The 15,796-nt window shown below is 58.8% G+C and carries 11 protein-coding genes; 2 read left to right on the top strand and 9 right to left on the bottom strand.

Going from position 1 to position 15,796, the window contains the following annotated elements; genetic code table 11:
- The first annotated feature begins 235 nt into the window (after positions 1 to 235).
- Complete coding sequence (locus tag F560_RS26620; protein ID WP_019006581.1) at positions 236 to 325, top strand: putative holin-like toxin; 90 nt, start codon at positions 236 to 238, stop codon at positions 323 to 325.
- Between the two features lie 780 nt (positions 326 to 1,105).
- Here the strand turns inward: F560_RS26620 and F560_RS0115070 are convergent.
- Genes F560_RS0115070 through F560_RS0115055 form a run of 4 tightly spaced genes read right to left on the bottom strand, consistent with a single transcriptional unit; the run spans position 1,106 to position 6,113 of the window.
- Positions 1,106 to 1,870 carry a phytanoyl-CoA dioxygenase family protein gene (locus tag F560_RS0115070; protein ID WP_019006580.1) on the bottom strand — a complete coding sequence of 255 codons (765 nt, stop codon included), beginning with the start codon at positions 1,868 to 1,870 and terminating at the stop codon, positions 1,106 to 1,108.
- A gap of 42 nt (positions 1,871 to 1,912) precedes the next feature.
- Positions 1,913 to 3,298 (bottom strand): ANL family adenylate-forming protein, encoded by a 1,386-nt coding sequence (locus tag F560_RS0115065; protein WP_019006579.1) that lies wholly within the window; start codon positions 3,296 to 3,298, stop codon positions 1,913 to 1,915.
- Positions 3,299 to 3,310: 12 nt separating this feature from the next.
- Positions 3,311 to 4,738, bottom strand: coding sequence for a hypothetical protein (locus tag F560_RS0115060; protein WP_019006578.1), 1,428 nt, complete (start codon positions 4,736 to 4,738; stop codon positions 3,311 to 3,313).
- Positions 4,719 to 6,113: an alpha/beta hydrolase gene (locus F560_RS0115055; protein WP_019006577.1), complete on the bottom strand. Its 1,395-nt coding sequence runs from the start codon at positions 6,111 to 6,113 to the stop codon at positions 4,719 to 4,721. The genes F560_RS0115060 and F560_RS0115055 overlap by 20 nt, the downstream gene beginning before the upstream one ends.
- 518 nt (positions 6,114 to 6,631) lie before the next feature.
- On the opposite strand from F560_RS0115055, the gene F560_RS0115050 reads away from it, so the two are divergent.
- Entirely contained in the window at positions 6,632 to 8,791 is a 2,160-nt protein-coding gene (locus tag F560_RS0115050; RefSeq protein WP_019006576.1) for an alpha-amylase family glycosyl hydrolase, read from the top strand.
- 154 nt (positions 8,792 to 8,945) lie between these two features.
- Here the strand turns inward: F560_RS0115050 and F560_RS0115040 are convergent, their stop codons facing one another.
- The 5 genes from F560_RS0115040 to F560_RS0115020 all read right to left on the bottom strand — a co-directional run bounded on the left by F560_RS0115040 (position 8,946) and on the right by F560_RS0115020 (position 15,648).
- Positions 8,946 to 10,226, bottom strand: a complete 1,281-nt coding sequence (locus F560_RS0115040) for an MFS transporter (RefSeq protein WP_156829009.1) — start codon at positions 10,224 to 10,226, stop codon at positions 8,946 to 8,948.
- Positions 10,227 to 10,456: 230 nt separating this feature from the next.
- On the bottom strand, positions 10,457 to 12,100 hold the full coding sequence (locus F560_RS0115035) for an alpha-amylase family glycosyl hydrolase (protein ID WP_019006573.1): 1,644 nt from the start codon (positions 12,098 to 12,100) through the stop codon (positions 10,457 to 10,459).
- A complete protein-coding gene (locus tag F560_RS0115030; RefSeq protein WP_019006572.1) occupies positions 12,097 to 12,933 on the bottom strand; it encodes a sugar ABC transporter permease in 837 nt (278 codons plus the stop codon). The genes F560_RS0115035 and F560_RS0115030 overlap by 4 nt, the downstream gene beginning before the upstream one ends.
- Positions 12,930 to 14,243, bottom strand: a complete 1,314-nt coding sequence (locus F560_RS0115025; RefSeq protein WP_019006571.1) for a carbohydrate ABC transporter permease — start codon at positions 14,241 to 14,243, stop codon at positions 12,930 to 12,932. Before F560_RS0115025 ends, F560_RS0115030 begins: the two co-directional genes overlap by 4 nt.
- A gap of 82 nt (positions 14,244 to 14,325) precedes the next feature.
- On the bottom strand, positions 14,326 to 15,648 hold the full coding sequence (locus tag F560_RS0115020; protein WP_019006570.1) for a sugar ABC transporter substrate-binding protein: 1,323 nt from the start codon (positions 15,646 to 15,648) through the stop codon (positions 14,326 to 14,328).
- Positions 15,649 to 15,796: the final 148 nt, after the last annotated feature.

The following is a 15,796-nucleotide window of genomic DNA, read 5'->3' as shown; positions in this document are numbered from 1 at the left end:
CACTCCAAGTCGCATCCCACAGGGATGCGTGGATTGAAACCAGGACTTGCTTTACGTCGCTGACATGCTGCACGTGTCGCATCCCGCAGGGGAGCGTAGATTGAAACGACACATGCCTAGAAAAACAAGCAAAATAAAAAGCCCGCCAGTCCTGGCAGGCTATTGAATATGGTATAATCTACTTACAACAGAAAGGCTTGCAAGGGCGGTCGGCTAATCTCCCGGAAGGGAGGTGATGCCCGTGGAAGTATATCAGGCCTTGACGCTGATGATTTCATTCGCGACATTGGTCGTTATGATACTTTCCTTCCATAAACAGAAATAGACCGCCCTCGCCAAAGGTATCGGTCTATTTCGGATCGTTTACCCGCAAGCCAACCGCCCTTAAAAGCGGCTGTTGTCGGGGAAGCCGTGCTGCAACACGGCTTCCTTTGTTATTTTAAGCTTAGCACAGACACTTTAGACGTGCAATCTTTCAACAATTACTTCCCTTTGCATCTATTTTTTATTTCGCTCGGGTACCCGTCTCGTAAACGTCAAATGTCGAAACGGTAATGCCGGTCGTCGGTTCTTTGTAACCGTTCAATCCCATACATCTGGAAGCGTAGCCAGGAGAAAGCACGGCTAGACGTCTCGAACTGTAAAACCCGAGGCTGAAGTAGTCGTACCGCCCGTCCGCTCAGGATTATCCTCCCGCTTGACATGGTTCGTTTCACCAGTTGCCTAAAAAGCAATTATTTCGGCCGGTACCGGCTGTTTCGCGCTAGCAGTTGCTTTTTTGCGAATTCGCGGCTCGACTTTACCGGGTTTCAGGTGCAAAGCGCGTTGGAATTGCGTTTATAGCACTTCGATCGCACCCTTCCGCGAAAAAGGTCGATGCAGTTGCTATAAAGTCACTTACTGTGCGCTAACCAATTGTACGCAAGCAGTCTTTCTTTGGCGCTAGATGACAGCCGCCCCCTTCGGGTTCCATTCATTTTTTAACGCCTTTTACCGCCAAAGAAAATCGCCCTCTACCAGGCCAACAGGCCTAATAGAGGGTGATGCCATTCAAGGACGAATACACTCATCCCGTTCTATTATCCGAATACCGTTCCCCGTCCGCTCAAAAAATCTGCTGATTATACCCGAGCAGGCGCTTCCTGCGCGGATTGGCGCGTTGAAGGATTTCCTCCGGCACCCGGTAGAGGGCGTTGACGTCATGGCACATATGCGGCACGATAAATTTCTTTCGATAAATCACCTGCTGCACATAGCGCGGCCGGTCGGTCCGGTTGGGAGCGCCCCGGTGCCAGAGCTGGCTGTTGAACACAAGACAGTCGCCCGCATTCGCCAGTACCGATATCGGTCCCTGCCCTTTGTATAGGCCGATTTCTTCGGTGAAAGCCAGATGCTTGCCCGCCCGGTGGGAGCCGGGAACAACCTGCGTCGGCCCGAGCTCTTCCGAGACGTCGTCCAGATAGTAGAGCGCATTGGTCAAATAGACCGGCATCTGGATTCGCGGATCAAGCTCGACGCCGTCCGGCAGCGGAAAAAACAGCGCTTCGTCCACATGCCATTTGCTGACCGCGTTTTCCCTGATCGTCCGCATCCCGTTCATGCTGCTCAATTGGCAGTCCGGACCGAGCACCGCTTCGATGAAGTCGATGATGCCGGGGTAGTCGATGAGCGACTCGAAAATTTCCCCTTTCTCGAACATCGGCCCCTGAAGCATAGATTCCGGCCCCTTGCCTTCGAACGCCTGGCGGATGCCTTCTTTTACGGCCGCGACCTGCGCCGGGTCCAGCACGTTTTTGAACAGCACGTAACCGTCCCGGTGAAATTGCTCCAGCTCCTGCGCGTAGCGTTCGACCGTCGTTTGCATCGTCATACACGCTCCCTTTTCGGATTAAGTTTGGAAAAAAAGATTCCCCTATCGCACGGCCGGTTCGGCTCGTCCGCCTTCCGCTTCCGGAAGCGGCGTTCGGATTTTTTTCATGCGGCTGCTTGTGAGCGATTCGGTCGTCACGACGATCTTCTGCGGAATTTTGTAGGCGGGCAGCTTGTCCGCGCAATATGCCCAGATCCGGCGGCGCAGCTCCCTGAGGGGCAGTTCCTCCCGCAGCCTGACCGTTGCCGTCACCATTTGTCCCGTGATGCCGCTCGGCTCGGCGCCGACGGCGACTTCCTCGATGCAGTCGAGCTGCTGCAGCACGTTCTCCACCTCGGCCGGGTACACCTTCTCTCCGCCGACGTTGATGATTTCCGAGCGGCGGCCGAGAATGCGGATATACCCGCCCTCGGCGACCGCTTCGTCTCCCGTCCGCAGCCAGCCGTCTTCGGTAAACGGATCGGGGGCGTTCAAGTAGCCCAGCATCGCGGTTGCCGTCTTGACCTCCAGCATGCCGTCCACGATGCGGTACTGCGCGCCGTCCTCGTTGATGGAGAACAGCAGCGAGTCCGTACTTTTGGACTTTGTCCGCAAAATCCCGATTTCCGACATGCCGTAAGCCTGCACCGTGCGCACCCCGGGAAACAGTGCGTTCCAGGCCGCAAGCGTGCTCTCCGGCATCACTTCGGAACCGTAGGAGACGACTTGCAGGCTGGAGAGATCGAACTCTTTGTACGCCTCGCTCAAGAGCAGCAGGTTCATGAACGTGGGCGACACCGGCAGCGCTTCGACGCGGTATTGTTCGATGACTCTGCATACTTCCGCGGGAGACCGATCCTGCAGCATGTACAGGCTGCCCCCGTTCGCCAGCGTCTGCAGCAGCGTGTTCATGCCGCCGATATGGTCGAACATCATAAACGGTATCGTCCGCCTCGCAGTTCCAATCCTCCGGTATTTCGCCAACAAACGGTCGACATGGTGAACGGCGGCCTTGCTCTTCCCGGTCGATCCGGAGGAGAAAAGGACGAGTCCGGGCGCCCCCTCCATCAACAAGGAAGCGAGCAGCGGATGGGCGGCTCTCCCGTCCCGGTGCGGGCGAACGGAGAGGCCGCCTTCGCCCGCGCGAATTCGGGCCTGGGCCTCGCCGATCTTCAAATACTCCCGGATCTTGTTCTCGACCAGCTTGTTGTCGAGCGGAAGCACGATGCATCGGCTGCCGAACAGGGCAAACAGCGCGGCGACGGCATAAGGCGAGTATTCCTCCTCCAGCGAGACGACTTTCCTTTCGATGTCCGCGGCCCAAAGCTGTTCGGACATCCGCGCGATGCAGTCCAGCAGCCATTCGTACGAATACTCCGTTCCGCGCCATACGAACGCCGTCCGCGGACCGAATTCCTCGAACCGATCCAACAGGAAGCTTCGATACATGCTCCACCTCCTTCAAATAGCTTCCCCGGCCTCGGCCCTCTCCGGCATCCGTTCCAGCAGGTAGCCTACGAAGCTGTCCACGGTCCGGTACGGGCTGTCGGCCATGGCGGGCGCCAGCTCCGATCCGCCGGACAGCGCCAGCCCGATGCCGAGTTCCTCCTGAATCCCCTGCTCGACCGTGGCCAGCAGCGTGACGAGGCCGAGCGAGTCGAGATGGCCGTTGCGCCCGTAGAGCGGCGCCTGCAGCCCCAGCTCGACGGGGATCGAGCCGTTATGGTACCGGTTCATTTCCCGGCAGCTCTCGAGCACGATCCGAACGAGCGCCTCCCGATGCCGCGACGCCTCCGCCCGCTCGGGTTTGCCCGCCTTGGCGAACGGCGGGATGGCCGCATGGTCCGCCCGAATGCGCTCGTACAGCCGATACTCGTGTCCGATGAGCCGTTCCAGCGCAACGCTGAGCTCGCGGAGCCGGTCCGCGGCCTTCGTTCTCGTCCCGAGTCCCTGCAGCCTCTTGTGCGCGTTCTCCCATTCCTCGACGATTTCGGCGAATTCGGCCAAATAGCCGGCATGCGCGCCGCCGAACCGCTCCGCCAGCTCGCGCAGCAAATCGCGGGCGAAATAGCGGCTCCAGCGCATGTCGAACAGAAATCCGGAAATGGAGCCGAGCGAGGCTTCAGGTTCGGCAAGCCCGAGATGCAGCCGTTTCAGCAGCTGCAGCGAGACGGCATGACCGAAATAGTACGTGCGCTCGCCCTTCGTTACTTCCCTTCCGGCAAGGAACTCGTGCGCTTGCGTAGCCAGCGCGCGCAGCAGCGCTTCCTTGAACAAAGCCGGAGTCAGCTTCGACTCCGCTTCGATGTCGACGGTGCCGTACGTATAAAGCCGTTCTTTCCGCTTGGCTCCCGCAAGCTCGGGGATCGCCCCGTTCCCTTTCCAGAAATCGCCGAAGGCCTTGACGGACAGAGAGCCGGTATAGCGGGCGGGAACCGGATCGTAGACGAAGACCCGGTCGTCCTCCGCGCCGTATACGCCAAGCCAATGGTCCACCAGATATAGCCGGGAGCCAGGTTCGGTCAGTTTTTCGATGTACTTGGGGTTGAGATAGTCGTCGGTGTAGGGAAGATAGTAGCTGGTGCCGGTGGCGATCGTCAGCTCGCCGCGGCTTGCGCGCCGCCGAATGTGGGCAAGTCCCTCTTCGAGGCTCGGATACTCCGTTCGGCCTTTCGTTTTCCAGATGGCTTCGCCGTAATCCAGCTTGTCGAAATAAGTCTTGACGAGTCCCGAACTTGAGCAGGACGGCAGTCCGTACAGGCGGGAATTGGCCAGAAGGCTCAGGCTGCTCTCCGAGCCCTGCCCTTTCAACACTTCGTGAATCAGGGGAAAATGGCAAGGATAGTAATAGGGAATGTCCGTTGCGGGCTCAAAAGGTTTGATCTGCATGGCTCCTCCTCTCCGGCGAGTCGACAGCCTTTTCCTCCCAGCGCTCGACCTTGTAATGAAGAACCAGATCCTCCGCCGCGCGGAAAGCCCGGTTGGGCAGCGCGCTTCCGTCGGCCGCCGTTTCAAATCTGCGGAAGCCTCTGGTAAAGCGGAACCGGTAGCCGGTATCGCGGGGCACGAGAAAGCGGCCGGCATACCGGCCGCCGCCGTCGCGCATCAGCTTCATGCCCATCCCGCCGTAAATGCTTTCGGCTGGCGCCGATTCGGGGGGCACTTCCACGCTCATCGCGACGTTGACGAATTCGGACAGCTCGTTCACGACGCGGTACGTCCGTGTCGCCTCGACGCCGTCTACGGTCAGCGTTACGGCGGTTTCGCCTTCCCGCTTGGGCTTGACGGTCCCGTCCGGCAGCACTTCCAGCACCTCCGGGTCTTGAACCCGGTAATCGCCGTTCAGCACGCTCAGCTCGAGGCCGTTATCGTACCGCGCGACCGCGTTGATCTGCGTCTTCATCCCTTTGAGCGCGGCGGAATCCCGGCCCAGAAGCTCTACGGCTGCGACGCGTCCCGGCGTTTTGCCGAACATGAAAATCAGCGGAATATGCACTCTCTCGCCCCAGTCCGCTTCCTGATGGGCGGCATCCGGCTTGAGCAGATAGCCGATATCCTCTCCGTACCGGTAGCCCGCTGCCACCAGCCGGTCGACGACGCCGCGGACATGCCGGGGCAGGAACAGCCCCTCCGCATCGCCGATGTCGAACCACAGCTTCAGCGGCAGCTTGTCCGTATACGGCCGGTACAGCGTCTCTTCGCCAAGCTTCGCCTCTCCGTTTTCGTCCAGCCATGCCTTTACGAAGTACGGGGACAGCATGATCAGCTTGCCGAACACGTCCGGATTGCGGAAGCCGATATGATACGTGGACAAGCCTCCGGCGGACGATCCGATCAGACCGGTGTTCGCGGGACCGGGAAGCGTCCGGAACCGCCGGTCGATATAAGGCTTCAAATCGCGGATAATGAAATGCTCGTAATCGAGACCCGTGCACGCGATGTGCTTGGCCTCGGCAGCCGGCGCGACAAAATGGTAGTATTCGTTGGACGTCACCGGCCGGACGTGGGCAATCGCCACGATGATGATTTCCTCGATGATTCCTTCTTCGATCAGACGGTCAGCCGCCTTATGGATGTTCCACGACTCCGTCCCGGGCTTCGCCGGCTCGAAAGCCCGCTGTCCGGCATGCATGTACAGGACGGGATACCGTTTGGACGTCCTCTCTTCGTAACCGGGCGGCAAATATACGAGTATCCTTCTCTCATTGTTCAATCTGCGAGCATAAAAGCTGTCGATGGTGACGATTGCGGATTGGCCCGGCAATGGTCCTCCTCCCTTCGTCGCTTAGGCTCACGATGCTCCGTATGCGGAATTTCTCGCCTCCTTCGGACAACCGCCAATGCGGGGACATGCGCGAGCCGGCGCAACGGCAAAAAACCCCGCGTCTCCTCTCGAGATCACGGGGTTGTCTCTGAAACCATCGGTCGTTTCAGCGAAGCATGGCCCTCAGATTGTCGGAAGTTTGAAATTTCACTTTCATGATAGTATGAATCTACTATTTTGTAAAGATTTCATTAAAAATAATATATTGACAGATTACCTATAATCTGTTTAATATAATCTCGCGGAATAATTTGAGGGCTCTGATTTCTTAAGCCGTTCCGGTTTGAGAACAACCCCGGTATCTCCCCTTGGAGCTGCCGGGGTTTTTGCTTTAAAGGAGGTGACGGCGATGTCCTGAAGTCCCGCGTTTGCGGCAGGATTTTTTGTAAGCGTTTTACCAAAAAGCGGTTCCGCACGGGCTTTCCTAACAAAAATAAAAAACAATAAGGTGGGAAATTATGGTTAATCATTTGAAAAAATGGATCGCCGGCATGGCGTTGACGCTCGCTCTGTTGACCGGGACGGTCGTTCCCGGCCTTCCGGTCCAGGTCGCTTCCGCCGCGCCCGACACCTCCGTATCGAACAAGCAGAACTTCAGCACGGACGTGATTTACCAGATTTTCACCGACCGGTTCGCCGACGGCAATCCCGCCAACAATCCGACGGGCTCGGCCTTCAGCCCCGGCTGCACGAATTTGCGGCTGTACTGCGGCGGCGACTGGAAAGGCATTACGGACAAGATCAACGCCGGTTATTTCACCAATATGGGCGTAACGGCGCTGTGGATTTCGCAGCCGGTGGAAAACATTTATTCCGTCATCAACTACTCCGGCGTCAACAATACGTCCTACCACGGGTACTGGGCTCGCGATTTCAAAAAGACCAACCCTTATTACGGCACGTTCGCGGATTTGCAAACCCTGATCAATGCCGCGCATGCCAAAGGCATCAAGATCGTGATCGACTTCGCGCCCAATCACACCTCGCCGGCCCTGGAAACGGACAGCTCCTTCGCCGAGAACGGCCGGCTGTACGACAACGGCACGCTGCTCGGCGGCTATACGAACGACACGAACGGCTACTTCCATCATAACGGGGGAACCGATTTTTCCTCGCTGGAAGACGGCATTTACAGAAACCTGTACGACCTCGCCGACCTCAACCACAACGTCAGCCGGATCGACACCTACTTCAAGGAAGCGATCAAAGTCTGGCTCGACTTGGGAATCGACGGCATCCGCGTCGATGCGGTCAAGCATATGCCGATGGGCTGGCAGAAGAACTGGATGTCCTACATCTACGGTTACAAACCGGTGTTCACCTTCGGCGAGTGGTTCCTCGGCACGAACGAGAACGACCCGAGCAACGTCTATTTCGCCAACGAATCCGGCATGAGCCTGCTCGACTTCCGCTTCGCCCAGAAGGTTCGCCAGGTGCTCCGCGACAACACCGACACGATGTACGGGCTGGATTCGATGATTTCCTCCACCGCCTCCGACTACGCGCAGGTCGCCGACCAGGTCACCTTCATCGACAATCACGACATGGAGCGGTTCAAATCGGGCTCGGTCAGCAACCGCCGGGTGGAGCAGGCGCTTGCGCTGCTGCTGACGTCCCGCGGCGTTCCCGCCATCTATTACGGAACGGAGCAGTATATGAGCGGCGGCACCGATCCGGACAACCGCGCGATGATGTCCTCCTTCTCCGAGACGACGACCGCGTTTAACGTAATCAAAAAACTCGCTCCGCTTCGCAAGTCGAATCCCGCCATCGCATACGGTTCGACCCAGCAGCGGTGGATCAACAACGACGTTTACATTTACGAGCGGAAATTCGGAAACAGCGTGGCGGTCGTCGCCATCAACCGCAACTTGTCCAGCTCCGCGTCGATCAGCGGATTGGTCACTTCCTTCCCGGCGGGCACCTATACGGACCAACTGGGCGGCCTGCTCGGCGGCGGCAGCATCACGGCAAGCAGCACCGGCGCCGTATCGACGTTTACGCTCGGAGCGGGAGCCGTAGCCGTATGGCAATATACGCCGGCCCAAACGACGCCGGTGATCGGCCATGTCGGTCCGGTCATGGGCAAAGCCGGCAACACCGTCACGATCGACGGCAGAGGCTTCGGCTCCACGAAGGGCACCGTCTACTTCGGCACGACTGCGGTGACCGGTTCGGGCATCGTTTCGTGGGAAGACACGCAGATCAAGGTCGTCGTGCCTTCCGTCGCCGCAGGCAAATACAGCGTGAAAGTCCGCACGTCGGGCTCGGTCGACAGCAACAGCTACAACGGCTTTAATGTGTTGACGGGCAACCAGGTGTCCGTGCGCTTCATCGTGCAAAACGCGACGACCGTCAGCGGCGAAAACGTCTATCTCGTCGGCAACGTCGCCGAACTCGGCAACTGGGATCCGGCCTCGGCCATAGGCCCGATGTTCAACCGGGTCATCCGAACCTATCCGACCTGGTATTTTGACGTCAGCGTACCGGCCGGCACCGCCCTGGAATTCAAATTTATCAAAAAGAACGGCTCCGTCGTGACCTGGGAAGGCGGCTCCAACCATACGTACACGACCCCGGCCAGCGGCACCGGCACCATAACGGTCAACTGGCAGTAACCCGTTGGAAGCCAGGCGGCGCATAGCCGCCGCCGGAAGCCGTGCCCGGATTCCCCGACAGATGGCGCAACTCGCCGCGGGGGGTCCGCGGCACGGCTTTTCCGTTGCCGGACGCTTCTTTGACCGCGATCCGCCCGCTCCGGCTGTGGGCCTTCTAACGATAAGACCGGACCGGCTTTAACAGCCAGACGGCCGCAAGGCTTGCGGCGAACAGGCACCCGCCGACCGCGCCGAGCACATTCGAAGCGCCCCATCGGTCGGCCAAGGCGGAGGTAACCGCAAGCCCGACGGTCGGCGCTACATTCGTAATCGCGCCCATCGTGCCGTAAATTCTCCCCTGCATGTCGACGGCGACTTCCGAACGAAGAATGATTTGCGTCAGCATCGAGCAAAAGGCAAACATGACGCCTCCGGCCAGCACGAGCGGAAGCGCCGCATGCGCGCTCGGCATCTCCGCAATCAGGCAGAAGACGGGGCCGAGCGCAACCAATCCCGTCATGATCCAACTTCCTCTTTTGCCGAGCCTGGAGCTGAAGGCCATGATCAGCCCCGCCCCGATCATATAGCCGAGCGGGATGCACATTTCGATCAGGCCGAAGGCGACCGGCCCCGCTTTCCATTCCTTGACGGCGATCACTTGAACGAGCATGAGAGCGGACATAAAAAACAAAATGAGCAGAGGATTCAAAATGACGATCGACCGGGTAAGCGGGTCCCGGCGGATGAAGGCTAAGCCTCCGTTCCAGTCTTTGAAGAACGAACCGTTCGCCGAGGAGGCCCGGCGCTCAAGAGGCGGAAAGGCTCCCGCCGCAAGGACGCAGACAGCCGAGACGAAAAACGTAATCGAGGTAAACAGCATCGCGGAAAAGCCGCCGAAAGCCGCCACGACGACCCCGGCCAGCGCCAGCCCCGATATCCGCGCGACGTTGTCCGCCAGGTGGACGGTGCTCGTCGCCTGCTGCACCCGTTCTTTGCCTGCCAGATGCGTGACCGAGGCGTGAAAGGCGGGGCCCTGAAACAAGCTGGCAAAGGCCGAAAGCGTAACCAGTACAAGCACGACGGCAAACGGCGTTTGAAGATAGAACAGGCATACGGCCAGCGTGCCCGCGATGCTCGCTCTCAGCAGATCCGAGAGCAGCATCAGCTTGCGCCGGTCCACCCGGTCCGCCACCGTTCCCGCGAAGGAGCCGAACAGGATGGTGGAGGCCATATAGCAAATTTGGATCGCCGCCATAAGCTTCGCGCTCCCGGTCGTTTGCAGCACCCACAGGCTGAGGGCGATTCCGTTGAAGCAGTCGCCGAACACGGAGACCGTATTGCCCGCCAAAATCGACACGAACGCCCGGTTTTTCCATAACGGGCGCCCGGATTCCAGCGCCGGCCGCTTTTTACGGAGAACGGGCTTTTGTTCCTCGTGCGGACGCGAAATTTCCATCGTCGTCTCCCCTGTCCCGCGCCGTCCGGCGGACGGCGTTTGTTGGCCATCGGCTTCGTCCTTCCCTTCCCGCCAAGCCCGGCTTAAAACGATCCCGTTCGCCGCCGGAAAGGGGACGAACCAAAACGGCACAGCCGCGCGGAGAGCTGCTCTTGTAGGCTCTTTGACCGTCGTTGCTGTGCCGTTTTTTCCGTATGCGATAGGCGATGAAGGTGGTGAGCGCCGGATCGCTAGCGGATGATGACCGTGCTGAACGGAGCGATGGAGAGCGTTTCCCCGTCAAGCGAAGCGCCTTCGCCGCCGCTGCCGGTCTGGCGCACGATTTCCCGGAACGCTCCGTACCGCTCCGACGCCGTCAGCTTCGCCGACTGCTTCTCGCCGCTCATATTGTGCACGACGAGGACTCGGGCGTCCTTCGTCATCCGCACGTAAGCGCCGAGCTTCGCGTTGCCGGTATCGTACTCGTCGATATCCCCGTCCCGCAGCTCGGGCATTTCATTCCGCCACTTGATCAGCGTGCGGTAATGATGGAGCAGCGACCGCTCGTCCCGCTCCTGCTGCTCGACCGATGTGGCGCCGGGCTTGTTGTAGCGCAGCGGTTCCCAAGACGTCTGCCCCGGACCGCCCGATGGGCCGGCGTACCAAGGCATGGGCTCGCGGATCGCTTCATCGGGCTTCATGCCGAGCATGCCGATTTCCTCCCCGTAATAAAGGAAAGGATTGCCCGGCAGCGTCAGCAGCACCGCCGCGGCCATCTTCGCGTGATTTACGTTCCCGCCGAGCACGCTCATGGCGCGGTTCTGGTCGTGATTGGAGAGAAACGTCGCGTCCGTGAACGAACCGCCGGACGCTTGGCCGTAAGCGCCGTATACCCGCTTCAGGCTGAAGGCGACGTCCGGGTCGCGTTCCCCCTTCGCGGCGTCTAGAATCCGTCCCGCCAAATCGAAGTTGAATCCGGAATTGAGCGCCTTGTCGAGCAGAGGCGCGATCGTCGTCGCCGAATCCCAGATTTCGCCCACGAGGTAAGCGTTCGGATTGGCCTCGTTCAACCCGCTGCGGAATTCCTGCCACCACGCTTTGTTTTTGCCCGCGATTTCCTCCGAGTGGACGGTGGAGGCGAAATCCCCGTAAATATGCTTGGCCGCATCCAGCCGGAAGCCGTCAACCCCCTGCTCCAGCCAGTACCGGCCGACCTTGATCATCTCTTCGCGAACCTTCGGCTCGTCGAAATTCAAATCGGGCATGCCTTCCCAGAAAATCCCGAGGTATTTGTAGCTGCCCGCATCATGCCAGGGACTGCCGGTCCCCGCCGCGTTGTCCGAAGGCGCCGCCTCGTCCGGCGGTTTGATCGTATACCAGTTGCGGTAAGGGCTGTCCGGATCGGCAAGCGCCTCCTTGAACCAGGGATGCTCGCGGCTCGTATGGTTGACGACAAGATCCATAATGACTTTGATGCCCCGCGCATGCGCTTCGGCCAGCAGCCTTTTCAAGTCTTCCAACGTGCCGTAGTCGGGGTTGATCGCATAGTAGTCCGTCACATCGTAGCCATGGTAGCTCGGCGACGCGTTGATCGGCATCAGCCAGATGCCGCCGACTCCCAACTCCTTCAAATAGTCGAGCTTCTCCGTCACGCCGTTCAAATCCCCGATGCCGTCTCCGTCGGAGTCGTAGAACGAGCGCACGAAAATCTCGTAAAACACCGTCGACGGTTGTTCATCCGCTTTCCACCCTGCGGCTGCCGCGGACGGGACCGGCGCCGGCGTTCCGTCCGGAGCGGAAGACCGGGCCGCATGATCGGCAGGCGCGCTTTCTCCCCCGAAGCAGCCCGCCAGCAAGCATACGAGGACAAGCCACGCTGCCCAACGCGGCTTCATCCTTTGGACGCCCCCGACGTCAGCCCTTGAACGAGGAACCGCTGCAGGAAAATGAACAGCAGCGTAATCGGAATCGCGATGAGCACGGACCCGGCGGCAAACATCGTGAAGTTGCTGTTCTGATAACTGTTGACCAGATCCCACATGCCGACGGCCAGCGTCCATTTTTCCTTCGTCCGCAGCACCAGACGGGCGAAAATAAAATCAACCCAGGCGCCCGTAAAGCTGGTCAGCGCCACATAGGTCAGCATCGGCCGGGACAACGGCAGCATGATGCGGGTGAACACCTTCAGGTGGCTGGCGCCGTCGATCCGCGCCGCCTCGTCGAGGCTGCGCGGAATCGTGTCGAAGAAGCCTTTGACAATGAAGCCGCCTAGCACCGCCCCCGCCGAATACACGATCACGAGCGCCGCATGCGTGTCCAGCAGCTTGAGCTGCAGCAGGATGATGTACAGCGCGATCATGCTCATAAAGCTGGGGAACATGCCGAGCACGAGCATGATCGTAAGCGTCGTCTGCCGGCCGCGGAAGCGAAAGCGCGACAGCGAATACATGCCGAGCGTCACCAGTATCGTGGAAAAGATCATCGACAAGGTCGCGATTTTGAGCGTATTCAGGTACCACGTGGCGTAAGGGAACGCCTTGTTCCCGAACAGCTCCCGGTAATGATCGAGGGTAAACCGGCTGGGCCACATGCTCTCGCTGTACAGCGCCGCCCCGGGCCGAAGCGAGGACAGCACGACCCACAGCACGGGGTATATGGACACGACCGCAATCGCGATCAGCAGAATGTAGCTTAGCGTCAGCCGAACTTTGCCTTTGCGCTTTTTCATTGGATCATATCCTCCTCTTTAAACGACCGCGACCGCCGGAAATTCCAGATCGAGAACGAAGCGATCATGAGGAAGATGACAATGCCGATCGCCGAGGCCACGTTGAACTTGCTGTTGTCCAGCGTCAGCTTGTAGAGCCATGTCACCAGCAGGTCGGTCGCTCCCGCGAACTGGTAGTCTCCCTTGATCGGGCCGCCGTTCGTCAGCAGGAAGATGACGTTGAAGTTGTTGATGTTGCCCGCAAATTGCATGATCAGCACCGGAGCCGTCGCGAACAGAATGAACGGCATCGTAATAATGCGAAACTTCTGGAACGAGCTTGCCCCGTCCACTTCCGCCGCTTCGTACAGATCCTTCGGAATCGCGGTCAGAACGCCGAGAATGAGCACCATGCTGACCGGGATGCCCAGCCACATGTTGACGACGATGACCGTCACCTTCGCCCAGAACGGATCCGTCAGCCAGGGCAGTCCGTCCAGACCGAACGCCTTGAAATATTGATTGATCGGGCCGAATTGGCCGTTGAACAGGTTTTTCATAATGAGCAGCGAGATGAGCTGCGGCACCGCGTAAGGAAGAATAAAGATGGTGCGCCAAAGCTTTTTGAACCGGATTCCCTGCTGCTCGATGAGCAGCGCGACCAGAACGCCTCCGAAATAGGTCGTCACGGTCGCGACCACGGCCCAAACGATCGTCCAGAACAGCACGCCGAAAAACGTATGGCTCCAGCTCTTCAGGAACAGCAAATCTTTAAACGTCTTGAAGCCGACCCAGTCGACCAGCTTGGCCGGCGGTATATGGTCAGGCGCCGAATAGTTCGTAAACGCCAGCAATATCGTGAATATAATGGGCATGATGGTAAAAAACAAAACGCCGAGCGCCGGCAACGCCAGCATGAGATAAGGAAAGTACCGGCCGGTCGCATTTTCGTAGGATTGCCTGAAGCTTTTCGGCTTTTCGCCGCGGTCCCGGAGCAAGCCGGTTTTGTAAGCGTCTTGAATATTGAGAACGTAAATGACGAGAAAAACGATCAAAACAAAAACGACGATCAAGCCGTTGAGCATCAGGAAAATGGAATGATCGCCTTTGACCAGTTGCGCCGAATTGTTGACTTTCACGAACTTTTGCGTTGTCTCGCCGAGGGTCGCAAGCCCCCAGAACGCTTCGCCGAGGCGCGGAACCAAATAGACGAGTCCCAGCGCTTCGATCAGCAGCAGAACGATGCCTTTCAGCCGCTGTCCGTTGTAAATCTGACCGAGTCCCTGCACCAGAACGGACAAAATGGTCGCGGTCGTGCGATGCTGTTTCATGTTGTCCGGCTCCTTCCGTTAAAATGCCGGGATCACCCGCCGGGTGCGTTCCGGCGGGTGAACCGCGTTTCGGTAACCACGATTATTGCTGACCCGATGCGATCCCTTCCTTGATCTGGTTGACGGCTTTATCGAGCGATGCTTTGACATCTTTGCCTTCGTCCCAAATCTCGGTAATTGCGGCGGTAATCGGATTCCAGACGCTGCCCATTTCCGGAATGGCCGGCATCGGAACGGAGTTGGCGAACTGTTCGAGGAACGCGATCGTCACCTCGTCGCTCTTCACTTTCGGATCTTCGGCCACTTCCTTGTTGGCAGGCAAAATGCCGTTCATTTCAAAGTTTTTGAGCTGCGCTTCCTTGCTGAAGATGTAATGCGCAAACAGCTTGGATGCGTTGGGGTATTTCGTATTCGCGTTCACATAGTACGCCTTGACGCCGGAGAACGAAACGAACTTGTTGCCGTCGATCGTCGGCAGCGGAGCGACGCCGATATCGATGCCCGCGTTGCGGTAATCGGTAAGCGCCCAAGGCCCGTTGATGTCCATCGCCAGCGTGCCGCCCGTAAACAGCCCCTTCTTGATGTCGTAGTTGACGTCGCCCGTTTTGATCGGCAGCAGCTCCTTATGCAGCCGTTGCAGGAATTGCCCGCCTTTGACGGCGCCTTCGTTGTTCAGGCCGATATCGTCCTTGTTCGTGCCGTTGTCGCCGAACATGTACCCGCCCGTCGTGGCCAGGAACCCGAAGTCGTAGTAGAACTGCTGCAGTTCCCACATCATGGCGTATTTGTTGTTTTTCGGATCGTTAAACGTCTTGGCGAATTCGATGACTTCCTCGAACGATTTCGGCGCTTCGGGGATCAGTTTTTTGTTGTAGATGAGCGCATAGGTTTCAACCGTGTACGGATAGCCGTACAACACTCCGTCGAACGTGACGGCGTTCACCGCGTTTTCCAGACTGCTGTTTTTCGTTTCTTCCTCATAGACGTCGTTCGGCAGGATCAGACCCGCAGTGGCCGCGCGGCCGATCTGGTCGGAAGGAAAGACGACAACGTCCGCCGCGAGCCCGGCCGGCCCGTCGGTCGTCAGCTTGGTGACCTGTTCGGGCGGCGCGACCTTTTCCATCTTGACGGGCACGCCGTATTTCTCTTCGAATTCCTTGGCGATCGTCTCGACGAATGCGCGCTGATTTTCGTCTTCCCAAATCACGAGGCTTGCGCCCGGCTCCGGCTGCAGTTTTTCCGCCCCCGATTCGTTCGGATCCGAGGATGCGGAGGGCGATTCGGACGAAGCCGACGGCGACGACGATGCAGACGGCGAGGCTTGATTGTTCCCGTTGTTTCCGCCGCAAGCCGCCAGGGCGAACACCATAACGCTCGCGAGCGCGATTCCAAGCCATTTTTTCATTTGACTTTCCCCTTCCGTAATCGTTTTTTCTTTTCGAAACGAGCGCCGGTTTCGATCCCGCTTCCGCCCCTGTCGGGACGGCGATGCCGGCCGGTTGCGCGGAAAACCGGGAAACGATCAGGCCGACCGGAAAACGTTTGTGCAAACG

It is taken from the genome of Cohnella laeviribosi DSM 21336 (assembly GCF_000378425.1).
GTDB lineage: Bacteria > Bacillota > Bacilli > Paenibacillales > Paenibacillaceae > Cohnella > Cohnella laeviribosi.
Note: the sequence above shows the minus strand (reverse complement) of the source record. Positions and strands in the feature narration are given on the sequence as shown.

Excerpts from the sequence above, each read along its gene's own strand:
- F560_RS26620 (WP_019006581.1), top strand. The coding sequence starts at position 236 with ATGCCCGTGGAAGTATATCAGGCCTTGACGCTGATGATTTCATTCGCG.
- F560_RS0115070 (WP_019006580.1), bottom strand. The coding sequence starts at position 1,870 with ATGACGATGCAAACGACGGTCGAACGCTACGCGCAGGAGCTGGAGCAA.
- F560_RS0115020 (WP_019006570.1), bottom strand. The coding sequence starts at position 15,648 with ATGAAAAAATGGCTTGGAATCGCGCTCGCGAGCGTTATGGTGTTCGCC.
- F560_RS0115050 (WP_019006576.1), top strand. The coding sequence starts at position 6,632 with ATGGTTAATCATTTGAAAAAATGGATCGCCGGCATGGCGTTGACGCTC.
- F560_RS0115030 (WP_019006572.1), bottom strand. The coding sequence starts at position 12,933 with ATGAAAAAGCGCAAAGGCAAAGTTCGGCTGACGCTAAGCTACATTCTG.
- F560_RS0115040 (WP_156829009.1), bottom strand. The coding sequence starts at position 10,226 with ATGGAAATTTCGCGTCCGCACGAGGAACAAAAGCCCGTTCTCCGTAAA.
- F560_RS0115060 (WP_019006578.1), bottom strand. The coding sequence starts at position 4,738 with ATGCAGATCAAACCTTTTGAGCCCGCAACGGACATTCCCTATTACTAT.
- F560_RS0115035 (WP_019006573.1), bottom strand. The coding sequence starts at position 12,100 with ATGAAGCCGCGTTGGGCAGCGTGGCTTGTCCTCGTATGCTTGCTGGCG.
- F560_RS0115065 (WP_019006579.1), bottom strand. The coding sequence starts at position 3,298 with ATGTATCGAAGCTTCCTGTTGGATCGGTTCGAGGAATTCGGTCCGCGG.
- F560_RS0115025 (WP_019006571.1), bottom strand. The coding sequence starts at position 14,243 with ATGAAACAGCATCGCACGACCGCGACCATTTTGTCCGTTCTGGTGCAG.